The following is a 26,389-nucleotide window of genomic DNA, read 5'->3' as shown; positions in this document are numbered from 1 at the left end:
ACCCCGACATCGTCGGGGTGCCCGGCTCGTTCGTGCCCGGCTCGTTCGTGCCCGGCTCGTTCGTGCCCGGCTCGTTCGATCAGTCGGTCAGCCTCCCGGTGAGGGAGACGGGGACTCCGGGGCGGGGCTGCCGGTCGGTGCCGGGGTCCCCGACGCTCCGCCCGCCGCCTGCTGGGCGCGCTGGAACGCGGCCATCGCCTCGTCGAGTCGCTTCAACGCCTCCCCGTACCGGCCGAAGTCACCGGAGGTCTGCGCAGCCCGGAGCTCGGTGATCGCGGCCTGGACCTCGTTGGCTGCGGCGGCCATGTCACCGGTCATCGGAGCCGGTGGGGTGGCCGGGGTCTCCGGCGGGGTCTCCCCGTCCCCGGCAGGCGGAGGCGAAGGAGGAGGTGCCTGGTTGCCGGCCCGCTTGCCCTGTTCGACGAGCGCCTCGATTCCCTCGGAGACGCTGTTGGCCAGCACCACGTACGAGCCGCCGTCACCGTAGGACATCAGCACCCGCTGAAGCAGCGGCGGCGCGTTCTCCTGGTTGGTCTTCACGTAGACCGGCTCGACGTACAGCATGCCGTTGGCGAAGGGCAGGGAGAGCAGGTTGCCGTACTGCACCTGGGCCTGGTTGGAGGAGAGCAGGTTCAACTGCTGCCTGATGTCGGCGTTGTTGGTCATCTGCTGGTGCACCTGCACCGGTCCGGAGATCCGGGTCTGGTCCGGCAGGTCCAGCACCTCCAGCCTCGGCTCCCCGTCCACGTACGACCCGCTGATCAACGCGGCGAGGTTCTGCCGTCCGTTCGGGGTGACCGCCGAGGTGAGCTGGAACCTCGGCTCCTCCTGGCCCGGGAACTGGGTGTAGAGGTAGTACGGAGGCTGCCGCTGCCCGCTGTCCGGGTTGTCCGGGACGCTCGGCACCTGCCAGAAGTCCTGGGCGGAGTAGAAGTCGCCCGGGTCGGTCACGTGGAACCGGGTGAGCAGGTTGCGCTGCACCTTGAACAGGTCGGCCGGGTACCGGAAGTGTTCGGACAGCTCGGCAGGGATCTCCGACTTCGGCCGGACCAGTTCGCCGCCGAACGCCTTGTTCCAGGCCTTGAGCACCGGGTCGTTCTCGTCGAACTGGTACAGCGTGACGGTGCCGTCGTACGCGTCGACCGTCGCCTTGACCGAGTTGCGGATGTAGTTGACGTTCTCCCGGGCCAGCTGGAAGGTGCCCCGGCCGGTCAGCTCGTCGGCGGTCTCCTGCTGGAGGTTGACCCGCTCGGCGTAGGGGTAGCTGACCGAGGTGGTGTAACCGTCGATGATCCACTTGATCCGGCCGTCCACCACCGCCGGGTACGGGTCCCCGTCGACGGTCAGGAAGGGCGCGACCTTCTCCACCCGGTCCCGGGGGTTACGCACGTAGAGCAGCTTGGAGTTCTCGTTGACCCGGTCGGAGAGGAGGAAGTTCGACTCCTGCTCCTTGACCGCGTAGAGCAGGCGGCGGGGGAAGGAGCCGATGTCGACGCCGCCGGAACCGGTGTAGGTGTAGAACTCGCCCGGCCCCGCGCCGTCGCCGCTGTCCCCGACGGGCCTGTCGAACTCGGCGTTGCGCTCCGGGTCGGTCTGCCCGACGATCGCGTAGTCACCGGGCTCCATCCGCTCGCCGTAGTAGACCCGGGGCTGCTCCGTGGGGATGGTGTCGGCGCTGGAGGTGCAGCGCTCGCCCTGGGCGTTCTGCTCCTCCTGCTGGTCGTTGGCGTCGTCCAGGAAGCCGGAGACGAAGTACGGCTGACCACCGCAGACCACCCGGTTGCCGGGGGCGGCGACGAGGCCGTACCCGTGGGTGTAGACGGTGTGCCTGTTGATCCAGGTGTTCTGCTGGCCGCTGAGCTGCCGGTAGTTGATCTCCCGGAGGCCGACCACGTAGTCCTGGGTGCGCCCGTCGACGGTGTACCTGTCGACGTCGAGCTTCTCGCCGAAGTCGTAGAACTGTCGGACCTGCTGCCGCTGCGTGTAGGTCTCGGAGACCAGTTGCGGGTCGAGCAGTCGGATGTTCTGCACCACGTTGGTGTCGGTGGACAGGCTCTCCGGCGGGGTGAGGTTGTTCGCCGCGTACCGCACCGGCTGGGTGTCGGCCAGCCCGAACGAGGCCCGGGTCGCCTCGATGCTGCGCTGGATGTACGGCGCTTCCTTGTCCTTCTCGCTGGGCCGGACCTCGAAGGTCTGCACCGCCCACGGGTAGATGCCGCCGATCGCGACGGCGGAGACCCCGAGCAGGGCCAGCGAGATCCCCGGCCAGACCAGGTTGCGCATCACCGCGTTGCTGAACACGATGATCGCGATGGCCACCACGACGGAGATGTAGGCCAGGATCTCCTTCGCCGGCAGCAACGCGTTGACGTCGGCGTATCCGGCGCCGTAGAGGTTGACGCCGTCGTTGTACTCCAGCAGCATCACCCGCCGGTCCAGGACGTAGGCGACCGCCTTGAGCAGGACGAAGGCCGCGACCAGTGAGGTGAGGTGGGCGCGGGCGGCGTTGGTGATCCGGTCACCGACGCCCTGCAGGCGGATCCCGCCGTAGACGTAGTGCACTGCCAGCGCGCCGAGCAGGGCCAGGACCACGGTGGTGAACCCGACGCCGAGCAGGTAACGCCAGAACGGCAGCTGGAAGACGTAGAACCCGATGTCGACGCCGAACTCGGGGTCGTTGACGCCGAAGTCGCCGCCGTTGCGGAAGAGCAGCCACTGACTCCAGCGGGTCTGTGCGGAGAGCCCGGCGAAGACGCCGACGACCACGGCGACCAGGGTGATCCAGAGCCCCACCCGGCGGCCGAGCAGCATCCGGTACCGCTCCAGGGTGGCCTGTTCGGCCGAGTGCGGGCGCAGGCTCGGCCGCAGCCGGTAGGCAAGCCAGAGGTTCCCGCCGACGATCGCGCCCATCGCCAGGCCGATCACGGCGAAGAGCAGGAGCCGGGTGAACAGCATTCCGGTGAAGACCTGGGTGAAGTCGACCTCGTTGAACCACAGCCAGTCGGTCCACGCCTGCACACCCCAGCTGAGCAGGGTGAACAGCAGGAACACCCCGACCAGCACCCCGATCGTGACGCGTCCGCGTCGGCTCATCCTCGGCAGGGGGCTGCTACGCATTACCACTCTTGGCTCCGCACGCTCGATGTGATCGGCTCCGACCAGGCACCCAGAGTACGGGGTATTCCTGAACGCGTACGGTCAAGGTCTGGCCGCCGCACCGGCATCGATCGTGTCGCACCTGGTCACGGCGGTTCGGACCGACGTCAGCAAAGGGTGGGGCGTCCCCCGGCGCGCAGCGTCTCCAACGCGGTGAGGGCCTCGTCCAGCGACGCCACCCGCAGCAACGGCAGATCGGGCTGCGGGTTGCGCAGCGCCTCCGCGCAGTTGTCCGCCGGCACCAGGAAGGCGTCCGCTCCGGCATCCTTCGCGCCGACGAGCTTCTGCGGAATGCCGCCGATCGCCCCGACCCCGCCCTGGTCGTCGATGGTCCCGGTGCCCGCGATGATCTTTCCGCCGGTGAGGTCCTCGGGTTGCAACTTGTCGATGATGCCGAGGGCGAACATCAGGCCGGCGCTGGGTCCTCCGATGTCCGCAAGGTTGATCTTGAGGGTGAAGGGATGCGGCTGCTCCTGGTTGATGTCGACGCCGATACGCGGTCGGCCGTCCTGCTCCCGGCTGGTGACGGTGGCGGTGCCGGCGGTGCCGGAGCGGGTGAAGCCGATGGCCAGCTCGCTGCCCGCCGGCTGCGCCCGGATCAGGTCGGTGAGGCTCCTGGCGGTGGTCACCGCCGTGCCGTCGACCGAGGTCACCACGTCACCGACCTGGAGCACCCCGGCGGAGGGGCCGTCCGGGGCGACAGTCCGGACGACCACCCGGATCGGGTACCCGAGCTTGGTGAGCGCCACCGTCTCGGCGCTGGTCTGGGAGATCCGGAAGTCCTCCTCGTTGCGCTCCTTGACCTCCTCCTGCGTCCGGCCGGGCGGATAGACCAGTTCCCGGGGCACCACCGCCTTGTCGGCGGAGAACCAGCCGGCGATGGCGGTCCGCAGCTTCACCGTGGGCTGGACGCCCACCGTGGTCAGCCGCAGTTCCCCCTCGGAGGTCGAGGTCGGCTGGCCGTCCACCTCGATGACCTCGGTGCCGTCGTCGGAGCCGAGGGTGTCGACCGTCGGTCCGGGGCCGAGCACCACGTACGGGATGGGGGTCACCAGCACGCCGACGCTGAGCAGGGCGGTGAGCAGAGCACCGAGCAGGACGGTCATGCCGCGACGTCTCATGCGCCAGAGCGTACCGACCAGGTCGGGCGACGCGGCGGACACCGACCACGGCCGGTCCGGCGCGGACCACCCACGGTGTCCGGGGACCCCGCCCCGGCGGGGGTGCGACTTCGCCCTCAGCGCAACGCGGGCGGGACCGACCAGGGGCGCAGCACGCGTACCGTAGACGTCGTGCCTGATATTCCGTTCGGTTTCGCGCTCCCGGGTGGGCAACCACCAGACCCCAACGACCCCGCGCAGATGCAGCAGTTCATGGCGCAGTTGCAGCACCTGTTCGCCACGCCCGGCAGCGGGCCGGTCAACTGGGACCTGGCCCGGCAGGTGGCGGCCAGTCAGCTCTCCGCGGCGGGCGACCCGGCGGTGACCCCGTCCGAGCGCCACGCCGTCGAGGAGGCCCTGCGCCTGGCCGACCTCTGGCTCGAACCCGTGTCGGACCTGCCGTCGGGCATCCAGACCTCGGTCGCCTGGAACCGCAACGAGTGGATCTACAAGACGCTCGACGTCTGGCGCAAGCTCTGTGACCCGGTGGCGAGCCGGATGGTCGGTGCGATGGGCGACCTGGTGCCCCCGGAGGCACGGGCACAGCTGGGCCCGATGCAGTCGATGGTCACCGCCCTCGGTGGCGCGCTCTTCGGCGGGCAGCTCGGCCAGGCGCTCGGTTCGCTCGCCGCCGAGGTCCTCTCCGCCGGCGACATCGGGTTGCCGCTCGGTCCGGCCGGCACCGCGGCGCTCATCCCGGCCAACATCCGGGCGTACGGCGAGGGGCTGGAACTCCCCGAGGACCAGGTACGCCTCTACGTGGCCCTGCGCGAGGCGGCCCACCAGCGACTCTTCCAGCACGTGCCGTGGCTGCGCGGACACGTGCTCAGCGCGGTGGAGACGTACGCCGTCGGCATCCGGGTCAACCGGGAGGCGGTCGAGGAGGCGATGGGTCGGGTCGACCCGACCGACCCGGAGTCGATGCAGGCCATCGCCCTGGAGGGGATCTTCACGCCGGAGGACACCCCGACCCAGAAGGCCTCGCTGGCCCGGTTGGAGACCGCTCTCGCCCTTGTCGAGGGGTGGGTCTGCCACGTGGTGGACACCGCGTCCGGCGACCGGCTGCCCAGCGTGGTGAGCCTCGCCGAGGCGTTCCGTCGCCGACGGGCGGCCGGTGGTCCGGCCGAGCAGACCTTCGCCGCGCTCGTCGGCCTGGAGCTGCGGCCCCGCCGGCTGCGGGAGGCGGCGGCGCTCTGGGCGGCGCTGACCGAGCACCGGGGCATCGCCGGCCGGGACGCCCTGTGGGGTCACCCGGACCTGCTCCCCTCCGACGACGACTTCGCCGACCCGGTGGCCTTCGCTCGGGCTCAGGTCGACCTCGGTGAGCTGGACACCTTCGACTTCACGGCCCCGGGGGGCCCGCACGAGCAGGCACCCGGTGAGCAGCCGCAGGGCGGGCCCGACCGGCGGCCCGACGAGCCCGGCCCCGACGAGCGTCCCTGACGGTTCGTCGGGGGCCGTCCGGCCCTGTCAACCGGCTCGGTGCCCTCCGGACAGGAGGGCCCGGGTGGCCTCCCACCCCACCACCGCCGGGTCGAGCCGGGCCAGGTCGGCCGGCCCACGCATCCGGTGCCAGCCGGGTGTGACAGCGAGGTCACCGGGCTGCGGTGCCGCCGCCCGGACCGTCGCCGGGAGTGCGGTGTCCAGGTCCAGGGCCGGGATCCAGTCCGGGGCCGGCAGCCGGACGGCGATCCCGAGCAGACCGCCCTCGTCCCCCTCCACCGGAGCGACGGCGACGGGCCGGCTGGTGAGCGGTCGGAGCAGCTTGCCGAGGGTCAGGCCGGGAACGTCCGGTGCGTCGGGGGCCACCACCGCCGCCTGGTCGTAGCCGTCGAGGGCGGCGAGAACGGCGTTCGGGGTGGCCGTCGGCACCTCGTACACGGGGGTGCCCGGCCAGAGCACCGCCTCGGCCAGCCACCTGTCGTCGGGGGTCACCGCGACGGCTGTCTCGACCTCGTGGAGAGTGGCGAGCAGGTCCACCACGTCCTCAGCGAGCGCCGTCCGCCAGGCCACCGGATCGATCCCCGGAGGGGACCAGGTCACCGGGGCGAGCAATGCCACCACCACACGTCGCGCCACGCCCCGACCCTAGCGGGACCGGCGCGCGGGCGGCGGCCCGTCAGTCGCTCGGTGTTCCGCCGACGGCGGCCACGCCCTCCAGGTAGCCACGGGCCCGCTCGGTCCGGGGGTAGCGCCCCACCAGCGTCCAGAACTCCGCGTTGTGACTGGGCACGATGAGGTGTGCCAACTCGTGCAGCAGGACGTAGTCCAGCACCCATTCGGGCATGTCCTGGAGCCGGTGCGAGATGCGGATGGTCCGGTCGGCGGGGGTGCACGATCCCCACCGGCCGTTCTGGTTGGTCACCCACCTGACGCTGGCCGGGACCGCCTGTGTGCCGTGCTCGGCGAGGTAGAGGTCGATCAGCCGGGCGGCCCGCTCCAACAGTTCCGCGTCGGATCGGGCCAGTCGGCCCTCCCGGGCGGCGAGCCGGGCGAGCATCCGGTCGACCCACTCGCTCTCCTCGGCCCGGGAGAACTGGTCCGGGATGAGCACGACGACCCGCTCCCCCTCGCGGTAGGCGGACACCGTGCGTCGCCGGCGCTGGCTGCGCCGTACCTCGACGACCGGCTTCCGCGCCCCCGACATCAGTGGGCCGCGCAGCCTCGGAATCCTGTCACGAGGGAAAGCTAATGCGTACTGACCAGGGATCCGCAAGGGTCAACCACGCGACACGCGCCCGGAAAATGGTGGTTGGTCGTCAGGAGTCCCGAAAAAATAATCGCGGCCAACCGAATGAACAATCTTCCTCACCCTTCGTTGCGGGTCGGCGACGGAGGTCGACCCCCTCCTCCACGCACAGTGATCATCGGAGAAGGTGGCCCGAAGAGGGGTGAAAGTGGCCGTAGACCGGATTCGCCCGGCGTGTCCCCGCCAAACTGACTTATCCGACCTAATTCGGCATGCACACTCTCGACGTCGACTTGCTCACAGTGTCGACGCACACCTGACATGGAACCGCCCAGACCTGGGTAGGGTCCGCGAGCCAGCGGTCGCAACGACCGCGGAGAACGACCCAGCGCCGGAGCCCACGTGGCCCGCCGCCGGGCAGACCGCCGGGCCACGACCGGCGGACGAGACGAGGAGGGCACCGTGGCCGACCAGGCCCAGACCTACAACGGTTACTGCGTCAAGTGCAAGGAGAAGCGGGACTTCGAGGGACGCGTCGAGGTCTCGAAGACCGGTATGAACATGGCAAAGGGCAAGTGTCCGGTTTGTGGGACAACAGTGAACCGCATCCTGGGCAAGGCAAAGGTCTGATCGTACGAAGACGAAGGGGGGCGGCCCGGTCGGGCCGCCCCCCTTTCGTTCGTCAGTGGGTCGCGGTTCACGAGCGGACCCGCTGCCGCCCGCCCGCCGCTGCGGTGCCGGCCGGTACGCGCTCAGGTGTCGGCTGGGCGACAGCCGCCGGGACGGGCTGTGGAAAACTCGCCCGGCCCTGTGGACAGCAGGACGCGGCCCACCTCGACCTGTGGACGACGACCACCGCCCCGGCGTCGGGTCCACCACGATCTGTCCGCATGACCCGCCCCGCACTCTCCCGGCCCGTGCTGCTTCCCGGCCTCGTTCGACTCTGGCGCGACCGGCACACCCTGCAACTCGGCGTCGAGCCCGGCCGGGCCGTACTGGTGGAGATCGCCAACCCCCGGGCGGCCCGCCTGCTCGACCTGCTCGACGGCAGCCACAGTGTGCGCGGCGTCCTGAGCCGCGCCCCGGCGAGCGAGGTCGAGCCGGAGGACGCTCGGGGGCTGCTCGACGCCCTGCACGGGGCCGGACTGGTCGTACCCGCGCACACCCTGCTCCCCCGGGACCTCGCCGGCCCCGCCCGCCCCCGACTGACCGCCGAGGCGGGAGCGCTCGCCCTCACCCCGGACCCGCTCCCCGCCACCCCCGCCCAGCTGGTCCGTCGCCGACGGGACTCCCGGGTGGTGGTCACCGGTGCCGGTCGACTCGGCGGGCCGGTCGCCCTGGCCCTGGCCCAGGCCGGGGTCGGTCACGTCGCCGTCGACCTGGCCGGACTGGTCGGGCCGACCGACCTGGTCGGCACCGGTCTGACCGGCGCCGACCAGGGGCGACCGATGACCCCGGCGATCCGGGACGCGATCGGTCGGCTCACCCCCGGCACGGAGACCCGACCGATCCGGCGGGGCCGCGCCGACCTCGTCGTCCAGCTCGGTACGGACCGACCGGCGGCGCTGCTGGCCACCGCGTACGCCCAGCGTCGGCAGGCGCACCTGGTGCTGGGCCTGCGCGGCGGAGTACCCGTGGTGGGGCCGTTGGTCCGTCCCCCTGTCGGCCCCTGCCTGAACTGCCTCGACCTGCACCGGACGGACCGTGATCCGGACTGGCCGGCGCTGGCCGCTCAGCTCACGCCGGACGGGCGGACGGAGTTCTGTACCCTCACCACCCTGCTCACCGCCGTCGCGTACGCCGTCGCCGAGGCGTTGGCCCAGCTCGACGGCGGGACCCCGGAGACCCTCGGCTGTGCGGTGGAGATCAGTGGGGTCGGCCGACTCCGCCGTCGGGTCTGGCCGCCGCACCCCTCGTGCCGGTGCTCCGCCGGCCGGCGAAGTCGACCGGGAACCGCCCCGGACGCCCGTCGTCCCCTCACCACCGCCTGAGTTCCGGGGTGAAGCAGGCTGCGGAGCAGCAGCGGACCCGCGAAGTCGGTAACAATGGCCGAGTGACCGACATCCCGCGCCGGGCCGTGTCCCGAACCGCCAAACTCGCCGCCCTGCCGCTCGGCTTCGCCGGCCGGACCGTCCTGGGGATGGGGAAGCGGGTCACCGGCATGGCCTCCGACGTGATCTCCGCAGAGATCCAGCAGCGCACCGCCGAGCAGCTCTTCAGCGTCCTGGGCCAGCTCAAGGGCGGTGCGATGAAGTTCGGTCAGGCCCTGTCGGTCTTCGAGGCGGCGCTGCCCGAGGAGGTCGCCGCCCCGTACCGGCAGGCGCTCACCAAGCTCCAGGAGGCGGCACCCCCGCTGCCGGTGGCGACGGTGCACAAGGTGCTCGCCGAGCAGCTCGGCCCGCAGTGGCGGACCCGTTTCGCCGAGTTCGACGACTCCCCCGCCGCCGCTGCCAGCATCGGGCAGGTGCACCGGGCGGTGTGGCGGGACGCCTCCGGCGGGACCAGGGACGTGGCCGTCAAGATCCAGTATCCGGGGGCGGGTGACGCCCTCCTCGCCGATCTCAAACAGCTCTCCCGGCTCGGCGGCATGTTCCGGGCCATCCAGCCGGGCCTGGACGTCAAGCCACTCCTGGTCGAACTGCGGGAACGGATCGTCGAGGAACTCGACTACGAGCTGGAGGCCGAGTCGCAACGGGCCTTCCGCACCGCGTACGCCGACGACCCGGAGATCTTCATCCCCGAGGTGTTCTCCACCGCGCCCCGGGTGCTGGTCACCGAGTGGGTCGAGGGCCTACCGCTGGCCGAGATCATCCGGGACGGCAGCGAGGAGCAACGCGACGAGGCGGGGCGACTGATGGCCACCCTGCACCTGTCCGCCCCGCCCCGGGCCGGGCTGCTGCACGCCGACCCGCACCCGGGCAACTTCCGGCTGCTGCCCGACGGGCGACTCGGCGTGATCGACTTCGGGGCTGTCGCCCGGATGCCGGAGGGCACCCCCGAACCGATCGGTCGGCTCGCCGGGTTGGCCCTGCGCGGCGAGGCCGACGCCGTCATGGCCGGGCTCCGCGAGGAGGGGTTCGTCAGCCGGACCGAGGAGATCGACGCCCAGGCGGTGCTGAACTTCCTCAGGCCGATGCTCGACCCGGTCGCCGAGGAGGAGTTCCGGTTCACCAGGGCCTGGCTGCGGGGCGAGGCGACCCGGTTGGCCAGCCCGAAGTCACCGGCCTACCAGTTGAGCCGACACCTGAACCTGCCGCCGTCGTACCTGCTCATCCACCGGGTGACGCTCGGTTCGATCGGGGTGCTCTGCCAGCTGGAGGCGAAGGCGCCGTACCGGGGCATCCTGGAACGGTGGCTGCCGGGGTTCGCCCCCGTCGCCTGACCCCGACCACCCCGTACGACGCGACGACGGCCCCCTGCACCAGGCAGGGGGCCGTCGTCGGTCTCGTGACCTACAGGGTGCCCAGTTCGCGGGCCGACTGACGCCGGCCGCTCATCGCGACGGTACGGGCGGAACGGGTTGCCTCAGTGCTCGTCGTGGTGCGACCGGCCTGAGGCTCACGCATTCGAGCCCGGGACAACGCTTCGTGGAGTAGATGCATCTCACCGTTTCCGTTCGGTTCGACAGCCAACACGGGGTTCAACTTCCTGGTCACCGGTTCGGCTACGACACCGACCCGGGTACGGGTTCCGAACATGTCAGGCAGCCAGCCGGACGGTGTTGCGCTTGGCGGGCAGCCCGCTGGCCGCCAGCCGCGCCTCGGCCTCGACCTGGAGGGCTGCGTCGCGGGCCAGGTCCTCCTTGCGCGGACGGCCCCGGGGCCGCTTACGCGGGACGACCGCGCCACGCTCGAAGATCTCGCCACCCCAGACGCCCCAGGGCTCGGCCCGCTCGACCGCACCGGCGAGGCACTCGACGCGCAGCGGGCAGTCCCCGCACAGCGACTTGGCCAGCTCCAACTCGGCGGGCGAGTCGGAGAACCACAGGTCGGGGTCGAACTTCCGGCAGGGCAGGTTCGCCTCCAGGTCGACGTTCACGTCGACGGGGGCCAACGCCAGACTCATCGCCCGGTCACCTCTCTCTCACGTCGATCTTGTGGATCGCATTGCGACGTACTGCTTCGGGTGGAGCAAAAAACTGAGGCCGCGGATCCCGGTAGCGGGTTCCGCGGCCTCGAGGTGAGCCGGTGGTCTGATCGGTCAGACCGGTCTACCTCGAGGTGGAACGCCGCGGTTTTCCGGGCGCTTCGTGGCGCCGTCGGTGCCCTTGCCCATGAAGCCATCGGTCCCCTCGGTTCCCTTCGGCGCACCGGCGATCAGCAGCTCGACGTGAGCCTCGACCTGGTGCACCTGGGGAGCCGACGGCCGCGCGACAGTCAGCGCGGCCGGGACGGCCGACAGCGGGGCGACGGCAGCGAGCAGCGCCGCCGGACGCTCGAAGACATAGGTAACCATTGGTGCCACCTCCCTGACGTTTCCTCGTGTCGGCAACGGACCTAACCACCGTGAGCAGGGAAGATGACCCCGCTCGCCGTGGTGTGCCCTGAGGCTATTCCTCGCCCACGGGCGAGGGCAAACGAATTACGGCGAGTTTCAGAAACTTTTCTCGGGGCAGATCTCGTCGACGCTCGCACCCTGCACCAGAGCCAGCACGGCCTCCCCGTACAGGCCCAGCTTGCGGGGGCCGATGCCGGCGATCGCCACCAGTTCCTCCTGGCGGGCGGGCCGCCGTTCGGCGAGCGCGGTCAGGGTGGCGTCGGTGAAGACCACGTACGCCGGGACCTTCTGCGCACCGGCGGTCCGCTGCCGCCAGGTGTGCAGCCGCTCGTACAGCTCGGTGTCGATGTCGGAGGGACAGGTGGGGCAGCGCCCCAACTTCCGGTCCGGACCGGCCAGGAGGGTGGCCCCGCAGATCCGGCAGGAGACCACCTGCGGTCGACGACGCTCGGCCCGCCGTCCACCCGCGGCTGCCGGGGCACCGGCCCGCTCGGTGCCGCCGGAACGTTCCAACCGGGGCAGGAACCGGGTCGGCCGCCGGGCCCGTCCACCCGGCGAACGGGCCGCCGCGTACGACAGCCACAGCCACTGCCGGGCCCGGGTGATCCCGACGTAGAGCAGCCGCCGTTCCTCCTCCACCTGCTCGGCGGTACGGGCGTACGTGGTGGGCAGGGTGCCCTCGGCCAACCCGACCAGGAAGACCGCGTCCCACTCCAACCCCTTGGCGGCGTGCAGCGAGGCCAGTGTCACCCCGTCGACGGTGGGAACGTGCTGTTGGGCGGCCCGCCGGTGCAGTTCGTCGGTGAAGTCGGCGAGGGTGACCGGGCGCTGGACTGTCGCCGCCTCGCCCAACGGCACCAGTTCGGGGGTGGCGGCGTACTCCTCGGCGAGGCCGACCAGGGCGGCGAGCGCCTCCCAACGCTCCCGGGCCGCCCCGCCGGTCGGTGGGGCGTCCGGTGCCCAGCCGACCGCCGCGAGCGCCTCCACCACTGCTGTCGGGAGCGGAAGGTCACCGGGAACCGACCGGGTGGCAGCCCTCAGGGCGACCATCGCCTGTCGGACCTCGGTCCGTTCGAAGAACCGCTCGGCCCCCTGGACCTGGTACGGCACCTCGGCCTCGGTGAGCGCCTTCTCGTACGCCTCCGACTGGGCATTGGTCCGGAACAGCACGGCGACCTCCCGGGCCGGGGTACCGGCCTCGATCATCGCCCGGCAGCGCACCGCCACCGCCGTGGCCTCCGCCGGCTCGTCGGTGAAGATCCGGACGTCCGGTTCGGGACCGGTGGGCCGCTGACCGACGAGTTCCAGCCGGAGCCGGGCCTCGGTGCCCCGGGCCTGGGAGATCACCGCGTTGGCCAACCCGACCACCTGGGGGGTGGAGCGGTAGTCGCGGACCAGCCGGACCACCACCGCGTCGCGGTACCGGCGGGGGAAGTCGACAAGGTAGGACGAGGTGGCTCCGGTGAAGGAGTAGATGGTCTGACTGGCGTCCCCGACGACCGTCAGGTCGTTCCGTCCGCCGAGCCAGGCGTCGAGCAGGCGCTGCTGCAACGGGTTGACGTCCTGGTACTCGTCGACGACGAAGTGCCGGTACTGCCCCCTGACCTGCTCGGCGACGTCGGAGTGCTCCTCGATCCCCCACACCATGGCGCGCAGCAGGTCCTCGAAGTCGATCACACCGTTGCCGCGTTTGATCTGCTCGTACGCGGTGAAGACCGCCGCCACCTTCGCCGGTTCGTGCGGGGTGTCCCGCAGCGCCTTGGCGGCGGCGACCTCGTACTCCCCCGGCTCGACGAGTGAGGACTTGGCCCACTCGATCTCACCGGCCAGGTCCCGGGCGGCGGCCCGGTCGGTACGCAGGCCGACCCGGGCGGCGGCGAGGGTGACCAGCCGCACCTTGCTGTCCAGCAGCTCGGGCATCGCCCGCCCCTGCAACAGCCGGGGGGCGAAGTACCGTACCTGCCGCATCGCGGCGGCGTGGAACGTGCGGGCCTGCACCCCCGGGACGCCGAGCAGGGTGAGCCGCTGGCGCATCTCGGCGGCGGCCCGGGCGGTGAAGGTGACCGCCAGCACGTGCCGGGCCGTTACCTCCCCGGTCAGCGACCGGTGGGCGACGCGGGAGGTCACCGCCCGGGTCTTGCCCGTGCCGGCACCGGCCAGGACGCAGACCGGCCCGGCCGGCGCGGTCACCGCCGAGCGCTGCTCCGGGTCCAGACCGGCCAGCACCTGCTCGACCGCCGATTGAACCGTCACGACATGGAATCATCGCAGCCCCCGATGACGTTGCAGCGACGGGACGGCTCGACAGCGAGCCACCGGACCGACTGTCGGAGGGACGCGACAATGTTGACCATGTACTCCACCCCGTGGTGCGGCTACTGCCACCGGCTCAAGTCGCAGCTGGACCGGGAGGGCATCGGATACCAGGTGGTCGACATCGAACAGGACCCCAAGGCCGCCGACTTCGTGATGAGCGTCAACGGCGGGAACCAGACCGTCCCCACGCTCCGGTTCGCCGACGGTTCGGCCCTGACCAACCCCTCGATCAACCAGGTCAAGCAGCACCTGGCCGCCATCTCCGGCTGAGGTGGCAGGCCCCCGGCCCCGGCGCGCGCGGTACGCGTACCGGGGCCGTCTCATCGCCCTCGACCGGGGTCGGTGACCCCACGGGAGATGGTGGCCTCCCCGTCGCTGCCGGCCACCCGGACCAGGGCTTGTCCCCGCCGTCGAGCCGGGATCCGGCGGGCCGGCAGCACTGTCGCCGTCGCCCCGGTCGACACGACGGGGGCGATCGGCACCACCACTGGGGGCGGCCCGACGACCGGCGACGGGGACGCAACCACCAGGGTCCCGGCGGGTGTCGACGAGGTCCCGGTGGACGCTGACGGGGTCCCGGCGGGTGTCGACGAGGTCCCGGTGGACGCTGACGGGGTCCCGGCGGGTACCGGCGGGGAGAGGAACCGGCCACGCCAGAGGAAGACCCCGGCGGCCAGTGTGACCACGCTCACCAGCAGGAACAGCAGCCGGTAGTCGAGTACCCCGACGAGCACCGCACCGACCCCGATCGACGCCGCCTGCGGGCCGCCGACCACCGACTCGGAGGCGGCGGTGACCCGGCCGAGCAGGCCCGGCGGGGTGGCGGCCAGGACCAGGGTGTTCATCCCCACCACTGTCAGTGGCAGGGCCGCTCCGGTCACCAGCAGCGCGGCGAAGCCCAGGCGCGGATCCGGGTACGCGAGCGCGCCGGTCGCGGCCCCGAAGAGGCCGACCCCGACGGCGAGGGTGCCGACCTCGCCGATGCGGCGTACCACCCGGGCGGAGAGCAGCCCTCCGACGAGCCCACCCACCCCCTGCACCGTCACCAGCACGCTGACGAAGGCAGCGTTGCGCTCAAGTCCCTGGTCGACGTAGGCGAAGATCAGGGACTCGGTGAAGCCCATCACCAGGCAGGCCAGCCCGAAGCCGAGGAACGCCCGGCGTAGCGCCGGCTGGTCGGACAGGTGCCGCAGCCCGGAGCAGAGCTGGGCCGACCAGGGCAGTCCCCGGGTCGACGGGGGTGGTTCGGGCACCCGGAGCAGGCCCGTCAGGAGCGCGGCGATCCCGAATCCGACCATGCTGAGCGAGGTCAGCAACCACCCACCGGCAGCGGCGTAGAGCGCGGCCCCGGCCAGCGGCCCGACCAGGCGCAACCCCTGCCGTACGGTCTGGAGGGCGGCGTTGGCGTCGGCCAGCTGACCGGCCGGGACCATCGCCCGGATCAACCCGTTGACTGCGGCGTTGACGATGACCTGCGAGAAGCTGTACAGCCCCGCCACCACGTAGACGAGCCACACGTCGTCGGCGTCCCGTACGGCGAACAGGGGCAGGAGCACCGTCGCGGCGGCCAGGTTGGCGACCACGAGGAAGGGTCGACGGCGGTACCTGTCGACGACCCAGCCGACGAGTGGGGCCAGCACCTTCGGCGCGATGATGACGAACAGGGTCGCCCCGGCCAGGCCGTCGGACCCGGTCAGGTCCTTGACCCAGATGGCGAGTGCGAGCAGCAGCGTCGACTCGGCGGCCCGGCCGGCCGTCAGGGCCACGAAGAGCAGGCGGAAGTCGGGGTGGCGCAGGACGGAGCGCATGGGTGGTCCCTCCGGGCGGGGTGGCGCGAGGTCTCGACGGAGTCACCTCCGTTGCGGACATCCTCGCTGGCATTTCTGCGAGACACGCCCCCGCCGGAGCCTCCTTCGGCGGCCACGCCGTCCATACTGACCGTGGGGGGCGAATTTCATACGGTTACCGTCGCGTGCGCGACGGTCGACGGAGAAGAGGACGACGTGCCTCCTGCCTCAGTCAGCCCGATCATGCGGCGCCGCAGGTTGGGCCAGCATCTACGACGCCTCCGCGAGTTGGCCGGCTTCACCGGGGAGCAGGTCGTCGAGCGGGTCAAGTGGGCTTCCGCCTCGAAGCTGTCCCGGTTGGAGAACGGTCGGAGCCGGCCCGACCCCGAGGACATCGCCGCCCTGTTGGACCTCTACGGGGCGGAGGAGGAGGTGCGCCGGGAGTTGTCGGCCACCGCCCGGGCCGCCGGTGACATGCGCGAATGGCTGCGCAAGACGTACCCGGTGATGACCGAGCAGCAGCGGGAGTGGGCGCAGCTGGAGGCGGGGTGTGTGGAGATCTGCGAGTACAACCCGGTCCTGGTGCCGGGTCTGCTCCAGACGCCCGGGTACGCCCGGGTCCGGATCACCTCCGCCCGGCTGGTCGGTGAGGGGCGGCGTACGGCCGACCACCTGGAGCTGGAGGTGCAGGCCCGGGAGGCGCGTCAGGCGTTGCTGTCCAGGTCGCTGGACGCCCCCCGGTACACCGCCGTGCTGGAGGAGGCGGCGTTCGGCCACCGGGCCGGGCCTCCCGAGGTGCTCCGGGAGCAGCTCGACAAGCTCCACGAGCTGTCCACCCTGCCGAACATCTCGTTGCACGTGCTGCCCCGGGACACCCGCCTCGACAACGGCTACGTCGCGCCGACGGCGTTCTCGCTCTACCGCTTCGCCGACCAGCTCGACCCGGAGACCCTCGCCATCGAGGGCGGTTACACCGACTTCGTGTCGACCGATACAAACATCCTAAATAACTATAAAGTCGTGTTCGAGTGGCTTCGTGCAGCGGCGCTCTCCACGACGGACACCCGATCCTGGCTGGCCGAGGCGAGCGAACGGCTGGCGGAGACGACGGCGGAATCCACTGTGGGCAGCGGGCCGGCAACGGCGCCGGCACAACGTCGTCGACACTCCGGACGCCTCACGGAGCGGTGAACGATCCGAGGACCGTGCCGTGGGGCGTACGAGGGTCCACTCGTCCCATCGGAGCAGTTCACATCAGGAGCAGACCCATGAACCACATCCACGACACCGCCCTCGCCCGGCAGCTGGCGGACGCCCCGTGGCGTACCAGCTCCCGTAGCCAGACCTCCAACTGTGTCGAGGTGGCCCCCCTGAACACACCCGGGCCGATCGCCGTCGCCCTGCGTGACAGCAAGGACCGGGGTGGTCCGGTGCTGCTCTTCGGCCGGACCGACTGGGCCGGGTTCCTCACCGGCGCCCGCAGCGGCCGGTTCGACACCCGCTGAACCGTGGGCGCACGGGGTCGGGAGCGGTCGCCGACGACCCCGTGCGCCGAACCGACCGGCCTCGCACCCCCATCCCGGGGGCGACCATCGTCGACGGATCAGACGGGTCGGGTCAGCCAGTGCTCGATCAGGAAGTGGGCGATCGAGCTGGCCATCGGAAGCGTCACCCGTCGACCGTCCCCCGCGTCGACAGGATCGTCGGCCAGGGCGGCGGCGATCTCGGTACGGGTGAACCACCGGGCGGCGGCGATCTCGGTCGGGTCGACGCGTACCGGCTCGGTGGGGTCGGCCCGGGCCAGGAACCCCAGCATCAGCGAGCCGGGGAACGGCCACGCCTGGCTGCCCGCGTACCTGATGTCGTCGACGGCGACGCCGACCTCCTCGCGGACCTCGCGGACCACTGCGGCCTCTGCCGACTCCCCCGGCTCCACGAACCCGGCCAGGCAGGAGAAACGTAACCGGCCGCGCTGCGTCGGCCAGGCGGCGTTGTTGCCGAGCAGGCACCGCCCCTGCGGCCCGGCGACCCCGTCGTGGACCAGCACGATCATCGCCGGGTCGGTCCGGGGCCAGGCCCGACCGCCCGCCGGATCCACCCGGGACCACCCCGCCTCGTCCGGCTCGGTCGGCTCCCCGGTGGTCGAGGAGAACCCGTGCCGCAGGTGCCAGTTGGTCAGGGCCACGGCGGTGGTGAGGATGTCCGCGTCCCGGTCGTCGAGGAGGTGGCCGACGTCCCGCAAGTTGACCGCCCGCGCGCCGGACACCGTCGGCAACGCGGCGTCCACCGCGAAGACCGGCACCCCGTCCGGCTCGACGCCCAGGAAGATCGGTCCCGGCTGCCGGTCCGGCGGGTGGGGCAGGTCGTCCGGGGCCACCAGGACCAGGTGCGGTGGATCACCGCGGACCAGGGCCCGACCGTCGGCGGTCGAGTCGAGCACCACCACCCGGGACCGAAGCCAGGCTTGCGCGATCCACTCAGGGTCGGTACGGCGATGAGCCGCCCGGTCCAGGGTGGTACGCGCCAACGGTGGCCCGCTCGTCGCCCCCTCCCCCGGACCGAGGCCGGTCATGTCGACTCTGCTGTCTCGACCGGGGTGAGCACGCCGAGCTGGTCGGCGATCAGGGCGGCGTCACCGAGGACCACGACGACCCCACGGGCGGGAGCCAGGTACCGGGCCGCCACCTGTGCCACGTCCTCGACCGTGACCTTGGTCAGCTGGGCCGAATACTCGGCGAGGTAGTCCAGACGTAGCCCGTTCCCGGCGTACGCGCTGGTCAGCGAGGCCAGTCCGGCCTGGGTGGAGGTGCCGAGCTGGAGGCTGCCCAGGGCGTACCGGCGGGCCTGCTCCAGCTCGTCGGGCTTCGGGGGCACCGAGGCCAGCCGACCCAGTTCGTACGTCGTCTCCAGCAGCGCCGGGCCGGTCACCTCGGTGGCCACCTCGGCGGCGGCGACCAGCACCGACCCGGCGACGGAGTGCTCCACCACCGAGTGGGGGCCGTAGGTGTAGCCCTTGTCCTCGCGGATGTTCTCCACCCATCGGGAGGAGAAGTAGCCGCCGAAGAGCAGGTTGGCCAGTTGCAGGGCGGCATGGTCGGGGTGGGTGCGCCCCACCGCCGGCAGGGCGACCCGCAGCGACGACTGCACCGAGTCCGGGCGGTCCACCAGCAGCAGCGACCCCGGTCGCAGTGGTGGGGCGTCGGGCAGGTCCACCGGGTGACCGTCCCCCTTCCACCCGCCCAGCATCCGCTCGGCCGTGTCCAGGGCCCGCTCCGGGTGGACGTCGCCGACGAGCACCAGCACCGCCCCGGCGGGGTGCACCCGGTCGGCGTGCAGCCGGCGCAGGGAGGCCGCGGTGACCGAACGGATCTGCTCGACCTCCGGGGTCTGCACCGCGTACGGGTGTCGGCCGTAGATCCGCCGGAGCAGGGCGGCCCGGGCCAGGTGGGCGGGTTGACTCTGGGCCACCTGCACCCGGTCGACCAGCCGGTCGGCCTCGGTGGCCACCTCCGTGTCCGGGTAGGTCGCCCCGGTGAGCACCTCGGCGAGCAGTTCCAGCATCCGGTCCAGGCCGGTGACCAGCCCGGCACCGGAGACCATCAGCCGGTCCGGGTCGAGTCCGGCGGAGAACCCGCCGCCGACCCGCTGCAGCTCGGCGGCGATCTGCACACTGGTCATGGTGGCGGTGCCGGAGAGCAGGGTCTGCGACAGCAGCGCCCCCCGGGCCAGGTCCGCCCGGCCGAAGGGCATCCAGAGCCGCAGCTCCACCAGCGGGACCGCCGGTCGGCGTACCGCGATCACCGTCAACCCGTTGGTCAGTCGCCGCTCGGCCTGCGGGGGCACCGAGAGCGGGCGGTTGGGACCCAGCGGGGGCAGCGTCCGGACGGTTTCGGCGGTCACTTGGCCCCTCCCGGTACGACCTCGATCGACGCGCGGCGTTCCGGCCGCAGTGTGGCGGCGGCGGCCCGGACCTGCTCCTCGGTCACCTCGCCGACCAGCCTGGGCAGGTCGTTGAGCAGCCCCGGGTCGTCGCGTTGCTGTTCGAGTACGGCCATCCGCAGTGCCCGACCGAGCACGGCGTCGGTGTCGCGCAGCAGGTGGGTGGCCATCCGGGCCTGGGTCCGGGCGAGTTCCTCGGCGGGCAGCCCGTCGGTGGCCAACCGGTCCACCTCCTCGTCGACGGTGCGCAGCACCTTGTCGACGTCCCCGCCCGGCGGCAGGTGCGCCTCCAGCAGCAGGGCGGTGGGGTCACGGACGTCGAACGGGTCACCCATGAAGCCGAGGTAACCGCTGAGCCCGGTGGCCGTCCGGTCCCGCTGGACCAGCCGCTCGACCAGCCGGGACGCCTCCCCGTCGGTGAGGACCTCGGCCAGCACCACGTAGGGCAGGTAGGCGGCGAAGTCGGCGATCGGGTCGGGGACCCGCCAGGCGGCGGCCACCGCAGGCAGGGGGGCCAGCCGGTCGGCGTACGTCTCGCGGCGCTCGGCGGTCAGGTCCGGCTCGGTGAAGTCGGGACGGGACGGTGCCGGGCGGTGCGGTACGTCGCCGAAGTGCCGCTGCACCAGCGTGACGGCCTCGTCGACGTCGAGGTCACCGCTGACCGCCAGGACGGCGTTGCCGCTGGCGTAGTAACGGCGGAAGAAGTCGGTGGCGTCGGCGACGGTGGCCGACTCCAGGTCGGTGAAGGAGCCGTAGCCGTCGTGCGCGTTGGGGAAGGTGTCGAACATGACCGGCGGCAGGGTCAGCCAGGGGAACCCGCCGTACGGCCGGTTCAGCACGTTGACCCGGATCTCCTCCTTGACCACGTCGACCTGGTTGCGCAGGTTCTCCTCGGTCAGGCGGGGGCCGCGCATCCGGTCGGCCTCCAGGAACAGCGCCCGTTCCAGGGCGTTGCTCGGCAGGGTCTCGTAGTAGTCGGTGTAGTCCAGGTGGGTGGAGCCGTTGAAGCTGCCCCCGGCGCCCTGGACGTGTCGGAAGTGGGCCAGCTTCTCCAGGTTCTCCGAGCCCTGGAACATCAGGTGTTCGAAGAGGTGGGCGAAGCCGGTGCGCCCCTCGGGTTCGGAGCGGATGCCCACGTCGTAGAGGACGGCCACCCCGACGACCGGCGCGCTGCGGTCCGGGGTGAGCACCACCCGCAGGCCGTTGTCGAGGGTGAACCGCTCGACCGGATATCGCGTCGGCGGGATCCCGGCCCGCTGATCGGTGCTTCTCGTCGGTCCCGTCCGCTCTTGCGATCTCCGCGCCGCCACGATGACGACCCTAGCGCGTCGGTGTCCTGGCGCGGCGCCCTCCCTCCGCACGTTCGTACTGGTCCGGGCGCTTTGACCCGCTCGCTGTGATCTGCCTTCTCTTCCACGATCCGGATCGGTGCTTGACCTGAGCGGACCGCGTGTTCCAGTATCCCTATCAATCAGGTAGGAGAACTCCACTTTGCCGTACCCGGCGGGGTCCCCCGGCCGACCGGCACAGCGATGGGAACCGACAGACGATGTACGTCCTGGCCCGTGGTGACTACGCGGTACGCGCGATGCTGACCATCGCCGCCGCGCACGGCGGGCTGGTCAAGGCGGGCACCCTCGCCACCGACCAGAAGATCCCACCCAGCTTCCTCCAGGACATCCTGCTGGAGCTGCGCCGGGCCGACCTGCTGCACAGCCACCGGGGCGTCGAGGGCGGCTACGGCCTTGCCCGCCCCGCCGCCGACATCTCCGTCGGGGACGTCCTGCGCGCCGTCAGCGGTGTCCTCACAGTGGTTCGCGGCCTCCCCGCCGAGACCACCCGATACCACGGTCCCGCCGCCGGTCTGGGCACGGTGTGGCTCGCCGTGCACCGGGCGATCGGCGACGTCGTCGACCGCACCAGCCTCGCCGACCTGCTCACCCAGGACGCCACCTCCTCGCAACCCTCATCGCGGGCCGAACCTGACGGCAACGACGCCGAACCGGTCCGCGAGCCGGCACCTCCCACATCCGCATGACGCCGACCCGGGGCCGACCCGGTACGACTGGAGAACGAATGAACTCGCGCACCCTCCGCACCCTCCGGGGACGCGGTACCCGCGCCCTCGCGGCGACCGCCGCGGCACTGCTCGCGGTCAGTGCCCTCACCGCCTGCGGCGGCGACGGGGACGGCGCCGGTGGCGGCGAGGCCACCGAACTGCGCCTCGGTCTGTTCCCCAACATCACCCACGCCCCCGCCCTGGTCGGTGTGCAGAACGGGATCTTCGCCGAGAAGCTGGGCGACGGCATCAACCTCACCACCACCCCGTTCAACGCCGGACCGTCGGCGATCGAGGCGCTCTTCAACGGCGCCATCGACGCCACCTACATCGGCCCCAACCCGGCGATCAACGGCTGGGCCCAGTCCAAGGGCACGGCACTGCACGTCATCGCCGGCAGCACCTCCGGTGGTGCCGCCCTGGTCGTCAAGCCGGGCATCAACGGCGTCCAGGACCTGCGGGGCAAGAAGATCGCCACCCCCCAGCTGGGCAACACGCAGGACGTGGCGCTGCGCTACTGGCTGAAGAAGAACGGCCTGAACACCGACACCAACGGCGGCGGCGACGTCTCCGTCCTGCCCACCCCGAACTCGGAGATCATCACCGCGTTCGGCAGCGGCGCGCTGGACGGCGCCTGGGTGCCCGAGCCGCACCTGAGCCGACTGGTCCTCGAACACGGCGCGAAGGTGCTGCTCGACGAGAAGGACGAGTGGCCCGGTGGGGAGTTCGTCACCACCCACCTGATCGTCCGCAAGGAGTTCCTCGACAAGAACCCGGGGCTGGTCAGCAAGCTCCTGGAGGGGCACATCGCCGCTGTCGACGTCGTCAACAGCAACCCGGAGGAGGCCGCCAAGGCCGCCAACGACCAGCTCCAGGCGCTCAGCGGCAACACCCTGAAGGAGGACATCCTGAAGGCGTCCTTCGCCAACCTGACCTTCACCGTCGACCCCGTCGCACCGTCGCTGTACGGCAGCGCCAAGCACGCCGAGGAGGTCGGCCTGCTCGACCCGGTCGACCTGAACGGCATCTACCACCTCGGCCCGCTCAACGAACTCCTCAAGGCGGCCGGCAAGCCCGAGGTCAGCGGTGAGGGTGGTAGCTCGTGAGTCTGCTCGACCACGACGCCGTCGGGGCGACCGATTCCGGGAAGGGTCCCGGTCCGGTTCGCCTCGACGGCGTGTCCAAGGCGTACGGACGTGGCAACAAGGCCCTGCTCGCACTCGACAGGCTGTCGCTGACCGTGCGGCCCGGCGAGTTCGTCTGCCTCCTGGGAGCCTCCGGGTGCGGCAAGAGCACCCTGCTCTCCCTGGTCGCCGGGCTCGACCCGGCCAGCGCGGGCACCATCGAGCTGGGCGGTCACCGGGTCTCGATGATGTTCCAGGAACCGGCGCTCTTCCCCTGGCTGACCGTCTCCCGCAACGTGGAGATCGCGATGCGGCTGCGCGGTGTGCGGCGTGAGGAGCGACGGGAACGGGCCGCCGCGCTGCTGGAGACCGTCCGACTCTCCGGGTTCGGGCACAAGCGCCCGCACGAACTCTCCGGTGGGATGCGCCAGCGGGTGGCGCTGGCCCGGGCCCTGGCCGCCGACGCCGACCTGCTGCTGATGGACGAGCCGTTCGGCGCGCTGGACGCGATGACCCGGGACATCCTGCACGACGAACTGGAGCGCATCTGGCGAGAGCGCTCCCTGACCGTGCTCTTCGTCACCCACAACGTCAGGGAGGCGGTCCGCCTCGGCGACCGGGTGGTCCTGCTCAGCAGCCGACCGGGCCGGATCATCGAGGAGTTCGGGGTGGACCAGCCCCGCCCCCGCCGGATCGACTCCACCGAGGTCGCCGGGCTCGCCGCCACCATCACCGACCGGCTCCGTGCGGAGGTGTCCCGCCATGCCCAGTGAGAAGCCCACCGGCGGTCCGGCCCTGGCCGATCCGGAGGACTCCCCGCCCACGCCCACCCGGACGACCAGCGCCGACGAGGTGACCGGTCTCGACGCGCTGGAACTCGGCCCGAAGCGGACCGAGGGACGGGCCGCCGACATCGGTCGGGCGGTGTGGAGCAGCGCCTGGCCGAAGCTGCTCGCCATCGCCCTGGTGATCGTGGTCTGGCAGATCGTCTTCCTCGCCGAGTGGAAGCCGCCCTTCGCCCTGCCCGCCCCGCTGACAGTCTTCGAGGACCTCGCGGACCTCGTCGTCAGCCCGGAGTTCCCCTCCGCCATCGCGATCACCGCGCAGCGGGCCGTCACCGGCTTCCTGCTGGCGGTGGCCATCGGCACGGTGATCGGCGCTGCCGTCGCCCGGTTCCGGCCGCTCCGCGCGGCGATCGGGTCGCTGATCACCGGTCTGCAGACCATGCCGTCGATCATCTGGTTCCCCTTCGCGATCCTGCTGTTCCAGATCAGCGAGACGGCGATCCTGTTCGTGGTGATCCTCGGGGCGGCCCCCTCGGTGGCCAACGGTCTGATCAGCGGGATCGACTACGTGCCACCCACCTGGCTGCGGGTCGGCAAGGTGCTCGGCATGCGCGGCCTGTCGCTGTACCGGCTGCTGATCCTGCCGGCCTCGTTGCCGTCGTTCATCTCCGGTCTCAAGCAGGGCTGGGCGTTCGCCTGGCGCAGCCTGATGGCCGGTGAGCTGCTGGTGATCGTGGCCGGTCAGGGCTCGATCGGCTCACTGTTGCAGGGTGCCCGGGAGTTCAACAACGCTCCCCGGCTGCTCTCCTGGATCATCATCGTGCTGCTGCTCGGGATCCTGGTGGACATCCTGTTCAACGCCGTCGACAACGCCCTGCGCCGACGGTGGGGTCTCCAGCAGTCCTGACCCGACGACACCGAACGGCCGCAGCCCCCGTCTGTCAGACGGGGGCTGCGGCCGTTCCAGGCGGAACCGACGACTCAGGCGGTACGCGGGCGGCGGGGCCGCCGGGGGCGACGCGGGGCACCCGTACCACCACCGGACCCGGAGGCGGGGGCACCGCGCCGGGCCGGCGACGAACCGTTGATGGTCACCGGCACGCCGGAGGGCTCCCGGGCACCGGTGACCCGGGCCACGGCGTCGTCGCCGGGACGGGCCGACAGCGTCTGCGGCTGGATCCCGGCGGCGTTGAACAGCCGGGAGACGTCCCGGCGCTGCTCGGGCAGGACCAGCGTGACCACCGCGCCGGACTCCCCGGCCCGAGCGGTCCGGCCGCCCCGGTGCAGGTAGTCCTTCGCCTCGGCGGGCGGGTCGATGTTGACCACCAGGTCGAGCCCGTCGACGTGGATCCCCCGGGCCGCCACGTCGGTGGCGACCAACGCGGTGACCTGGCCGGTGCGGAACTGCTCCAGGATCCGGGTGCGCTGCGGCTGGGACTTGCCCCCGTGCAGTGCGGCGGCGCGGACCCCTCGGGTGAGCAGCTGTCGGGCCACCCGGTCGGCGCGGTGCTTGGTCCCGATGAACATGATCGTCCGCCCGTCCCGGGCCGCGATCCGGGCCAGCATGGTCGGCTTGTCGGCCGTCTCGACGTGCAGTACGTGGTGGGCCATCGCGGTCACCGTCGCGGTGCCCGGGTCGACGGAGTGCGACACCGGCGCGACGAGGAACCGGCGGACCAGTCGGTCCACCCCACCGTCGAGGGTCGCGGAGAAGAGCAGTCGCTGCCCACGGGGGGCGACCTGCTCCAGCAGCTTCGTCACCTGCGGCAGGAAGCCCATGTCGGCCATCTGGTCCGCCTCGTCCAGCACTGTGATCCCGACCTCGCCGAGGCGGACGTCGCCCCTGTCGATCAGGTCGTGCAGCCGGCCTGGGGTGGCCACGACCACCTCGGCCCCGGCCCGCAGTGCCTCCGCCTGTCGGCTGAGGGAGAGCCCCCCGACGACCGTCGCGGTCCGCAGGCCGACAGCCCGGGCGTACGGGTCGAGCGCGGTGGTGACCTGCTGGGCGAGTTCCCGGGTCGGCACCAGGACGAGGGCCAGGGGACGACCGGAGCGGGCCCGGCGTCCGGCGGTACGGTGCAGCACCGCCAGCCCGAAGGCGAGGGTCTTGCCGGAGCCGGTACGGCCCCGGCCGAGGACGTCACGGCCGGCGAGGGCGTCCGGCAGGGTGGCCGCCTGGATCGGGAACGGCCTGTCGATCCCCTGGGCCGACAGGGCGGCGAGCAGCGCCGGGGCGAGCCCGGTGGCGGCGAACGTCGGCGCTTCGGTCGACGTGATGGCGTGCGTGGTCATGGCAGGAGCCTTCCTCGAAACGGCACGTGTCGAGGAGGCGCGCGCCAGAGCGGCGCGGTCACCGGGGCGGACCACCGGCGGTCACAAGCACGAACCAGGTTGGGTGCGGGGAACCGCCCCGCCGCGTGCCCGAAGGTACGGGGGCGCGGCGGGGCGGGTCGACCGCGTCACCGCGTCCGGGACGGACACGGTGGATGTTGCGCGGTGTCGCTGCGTCAGATCGGGCGGATGTTCTCCGCCTGCGGGCCCTTCTGGCCCTGGGTCACCTCGAACTCGACCCGCTGGTTCTCGTCCAGCGACCGGTAGCCCGAGGACTGGATGGCCGAGAAGTGGGCGAAGACGTCGGCGCCGCCGCCGTCCGGGGTGATGAAGCCGAAGCCCTTGTCAGCGTTGAACCACTTGACGGTGCCAATTGCCATTTGTTTCGTCTCCTTGACGGAACGGTCTCACCCGCACCTGCTGCGGGTCGAGTCTGAGCGCCCACGCTTGACGCGCGAGTCGCGGTGTCGCTGCTGGTCGCCCCGCCCGGAGAACTCCGGACACAACAAAGTGCGCCTGGGGCCACAATCCGCCAGGCGCACACAG

The 26,389-nt window shown here is 71.7% G+C and carries 23 protein-coding genes and 1 pseudogene; 11 read left to right on the top strand and 13 right to left on the bottom strand.

Going from position 1 to position 26,389, the window contains the following annotated elements:
- Positions 1–87: 87 nt before the first annotated feature.
- Together ABT336_RS12665 and ABT336_RS12660 are read right to left on the bottom strand one after the other, a co-directional pair.
- Complete coding sequence (locus ABT336_RS12665; RefSeq protein WP_502891164.1) at positions 88–3,093, bottom strand: UPF0182 family membrane protein; 3,006 nt, start codon at positions 3,091–3,093, stop codon at positions 88–90.
- A 170-nt stretch (positions 3,094–3,263) separates the two neighbouring features.
- Entirely contained in the window at positions 3,264–4,277 is a 1,014-nt protein-coding gene (locus ABT336_RS12660) for a YlbL family protein (protein ID WP_350896679.1), read from the bottom strand.
- A 240-nt stretch (positions 4,278–4,517) separates the two neighbouring features.
- On the opposite strand from ABT336_RS12660, the gene ABT336_RS12655 reads away from it, so the two are divergent.
- Positions 4,518–5,759, top strand: coding sequence for a zinc-dependent metalloprotease (locus tag ABT336_RS12655; protein ID WP_350896682.1), 1,242 nt, complete (start codon positions 4,518–4,520; stop codon positions 5,757–5,759).
- A 27-nt stretch (positions 5,760–5,786) separates the two neighbouring features.
- Here the strand turns inward: ABT336_RS12655 and ABT336_RS12650 are convergent, their stop codons facing one another.
- Complete coding sequence (locus ABT336_RS12650; protein WP_350896678.1) at positions 5,787–6,395, bottom strand: hypothetical protein; 609 nt, start codon at positions 6,393–6,395, stop codon at positions 5,787–5,789.
- 40 nt (positions 6,396–6,435) lie between these two features.
- Complete coding sequence (locus ABT336_RS12645; RefSeq protein ID WP_350896677.1) at positions 6,436–6,963, bottom strand: M48 metallopeptidase family protein; 528 nt, start codon at positions 6,961–6,963, stop codon at positions 6,436–6,438.
- Positions 6,964–7,467: 504 nt separating this feature from the next.
- Between ABT336_RS12645 and ABT336_RS12640 the strand changes: the two genes are divergently transcribed.
- From ABT336_RS12640 to ABT336_RS12630, 3 genes are all read left to right on the top strand, one after another.
- On the top strand, positions 7,468–7,635 hold the full coding sequence (locus ABT336_RS12640) for a DUF5679 domain-containing protein (protein ID WP_012014940.1): 168 nt from the start codon (positions 7,468–7,470) through the stop codon (positions 7,633–7,635).
- Between the two features lie 260 nt (positions 7,636–7,895).
- The gene (locus ABT336_RS12635) at positions 7,896–8,996 is read left to right on the top strand and encodes a ThiF family adenylyltransferase (RefSeq protein WP_350896676.1); all 1,101 of its coding nucleotides are present in this window, start codon (positions 7,896–7,898) and stop codon (positions 8,994–8,996) included.
- A gap of 62 nt (positions 8,997–9,058) precedes the next feature.
- Positions 9,059–10,387: an ABC1 kinase family protein gene (locus ABT336_RS12630; RefSeq protein ID WP_350896675.1), complete on the top strand. Its 1,329-nt coding sequence runs from the start codon at positions 9,059–9,061 to the stop codon at positions 10,385–10,387.
- Between the two features lie 317 nt (positions 10,388–10,704).
- On the opposite strand, the gene ABT336_RS12625 is transcribed toward ABT336_RS12630, so the two are convergent.
- The 3 genes from ABT336_RS12625 to ABT336_RS12615 all read right to left on the bottom strand — a co-directional run bounded on the left by ABT336_RS12625 (position 10,705) and on the right by ABT336_RS12615 (position 13,755).
- Positions 10,705–11,070 (bottom strand): WhiB family transcriptional regulator, encoded by a 366-nt coding sequence (locus tag ABT336_RS12625; protein WP_350896674.1) that lies wholly within the window; start codon positions 11,068–11,070, stop codon positions 10,705–10,707.
- A gap of 135 nt (positions 11,071–11,205) precedes the next feature.
- Entirely contained in the window at positions 11,206–11,460 is a 255-nt protein-coding gene (locus ABT336_RS12620) for a hypothetical protein (RefSeq protein ID WP_350896673.1), read from the bottom strand.
- 138 nt (positions 11,461–11,598) lie between these two features.
- Entirely contained in the window at positions 11,599–13,755 is a 2,157-nt protein-coding gene (locus ABT336_RS12615) for an ATP-dependent DNA helicase UvrD2 (RefSeq protein WP_350896672.1), read from the bottom strand.
- A gap of 90 nt (positions 13,756–13,845) precedes the next feature.
- On the opposite strand from ABT336_RS12615, the gene ABT336_RS12610 reads away from it, so the two are divergent.
- Entirely contained in the window at positions 13,846–14,088 is a 243-nt protein-coding gene (locus ABT336_RS12610) for a mycoredoxin (RefSeq protein ID WP_350896671.1), read from the top strand.
- Positions 14,089–14,387: 299 nt separating this feature from the next.
- Here ABT336_RS12610 and ABT336_RS12605 read toward each other — a convergent pair.
- Positions 14,388–15,626 (bottom strand): annotated as a pseudogene (locus ABT336_RS12605) (MFS transporter); the annotation flags it as partial.
- A gap of 195 nt (positions 15,627–15,821) precedes the next feature.
- Between ABT336_RS12605 and ABT336_RS12600 the strand changes: the two are divergent.
- Both ABT336_RS12600 and ABT336_RS12595 read left to right on the top strand, forming a co-directional pair.
- Entirely contained in the window at positions 15,822–16,796 is a 975-nt protein-coding gene (locus ABT336_RS12600; RefSeq protein ID WP_350896670.1) for a helix-turn-helix domain-containing protein, read from the top strand.
- A gap of 77 nt (positions 16,797–16,873) precedes the next feature.
- Positions 16,874–17,110 carry a DUF397 domain-containing protein gene (locus ABT336_RS12595; protein WP_350896669.1) on the top strand — a complete coding sequence of 79 codons (237 nt, stop codon included), beginning with the start codon at positions 16,874–16,876 and terminating at the stop codon, positions 17,108–17,110.
- A 98-nt stretch (positions 17,111–17,208) separates the two neighbouring features.
- On the opposite strand, the gene nudC is transcribed toward ABT336_RS12595, so the two are convergent.
- Genes nudC through ABT336_RS12580 form a run of 3 tightly spaced genes read right to left on the bottom strand, consistent with a single transcriptional unit; the run spans position 17,209 to position 20,854 of the window.
- Positions 17,209–18,177 (bottom strand): NAD(+) diphosphatase, encoded by a 969-nt coding sequence (gene nudC, locus ABT336_RS12590; RefSeq protein ID WP_350896668.1) that lies wholly within the window; start codon positions 18,175–18,177, stop codon positions 17,209–17,211.
- Positions 18,174–19,505, bottom strand: a complete 1,332-nt coding sequence (locus ABT336_RS12585) for a M16 family metallopeptidase (protein WP_350896667.1) — start codon at positions 19,503–19,505, stop codon at positions 18,174–18,176. Before ABT336_RS12585 ends, nudC begins: the two co-directional genes overlap by 4 nt.
- Positions 19,502–20,854, bottom strand: coding sequence for a M16 family metallopeptidase (locus ABT336_RS12580; protein WP_350896666.1), 1,353 nt, complete (start codon positions 20,852–20,854; stop codon positions 19,502–19,504). Before ABT336_RS12580 ends, ABT336_RS12585 begins: the two co-directional genes overlap by 4 nt.
- A gap of 239 nt (positions 20,855–21,093) precedes the next feature.
- Between ABT336_RS12580 and ABT336_RS12575 the strand changes: the two genes are divergently transcribed.
- The 4 genes from ABT336_RS12575 to ABT336_RS12560 are packed head-to-tail and all read left to right on the top strand — an operon-like array spanning position 21,094 to position 24,419.
- Positions 21,094–21,582: an RrF2 family transcriptional regulator gene (locus ABT336_RS12575; protein WP_350896665.1), complete on the top strand. Its 489-nt coding sequence runs from the start codon at positions 21,094–21,096 to the stop codon at positions 21,580–21,582.
- Between the two features lie 38 nt (positions 21,583–21,620).
- On the top strand, positions 21,621–22,709 hold the full coding sequence (locus ABT336_RS12570) for an ABC transporter substrate-binding protein (RefSeq protein WP_350896664.1): 1,089 nt from the start codon (positions 21,621–21,623) through the stop codon (positions 22,707–22,709).
- Positions 22,706–23,500, top strand: coding sequence for an ABC transporter ATP-binding protein (locus tag ABT336_RS12565; protein ID WP_502891163.1), 795 nt, complete (start codon positions 22,706–22,708; stop codon positions 23,498–23,500). The genes ABT336_RS12570 and ABT336_RS12565 overlap by 4 nt, the downstream gene beginning before the upstream one ends.
- On the top strand, positions 23,490–24,419 hold the full coding sequence (locus ABT336_RS12560) for an ABC transporter permease (protein WP_350896663.1): 930 nt from the start codon (positions 23,490–23,492) through the stop codon (positions 24,417–24,419). The genes ABT336_RS12565 and ABT336_RS12560 overlap by 11 nt, the downstream gene beginning before the upstream one ends.
- A 74-nt stretch (positions 24,420–24,493) precedes the next feature.
- Here ABT336_RS12560 and ABT336_RS12555 read toward each other — a convergent pair whose 3' ends face one another.
- Positions 24,494–25,804: a DEAD/DEAH box helicase gene (locus ABT336_RS12555; RefSeq protein ID WP_350896662.1), complete on the bottom strand. Its 1,311-nt coding sequence runs from the start codon at positions 25,802–25,804 to the stop codon at positions 24,494–24,496.
- 215 nt (positions 25,805–26,019) lie between these two features.
- Entirely contained in the window at positions 26,020–26,223 is a 204-nt protein-coding gene (gene cspE / locus ABT336_RS12550) for a transcription antiterminator/RNA stability regulator CspE (protein WP_101369720.1), read from the bottom strand.
- Between the last annotated feature and the right edge of the window lie 166 nt (positions 26,224–26,389).

The organism is Micromonospora sp. NPDC000207 (assembly GCF_040300925.1).
GTDB lineage: Bacteria > Actinomycetota > Actinomycetes > Mycobacteriales > Micromonosporaceae > Micromonospora.
This window is presented reverse-complemented; position numbering and strand designations above follow the sequence as displayed.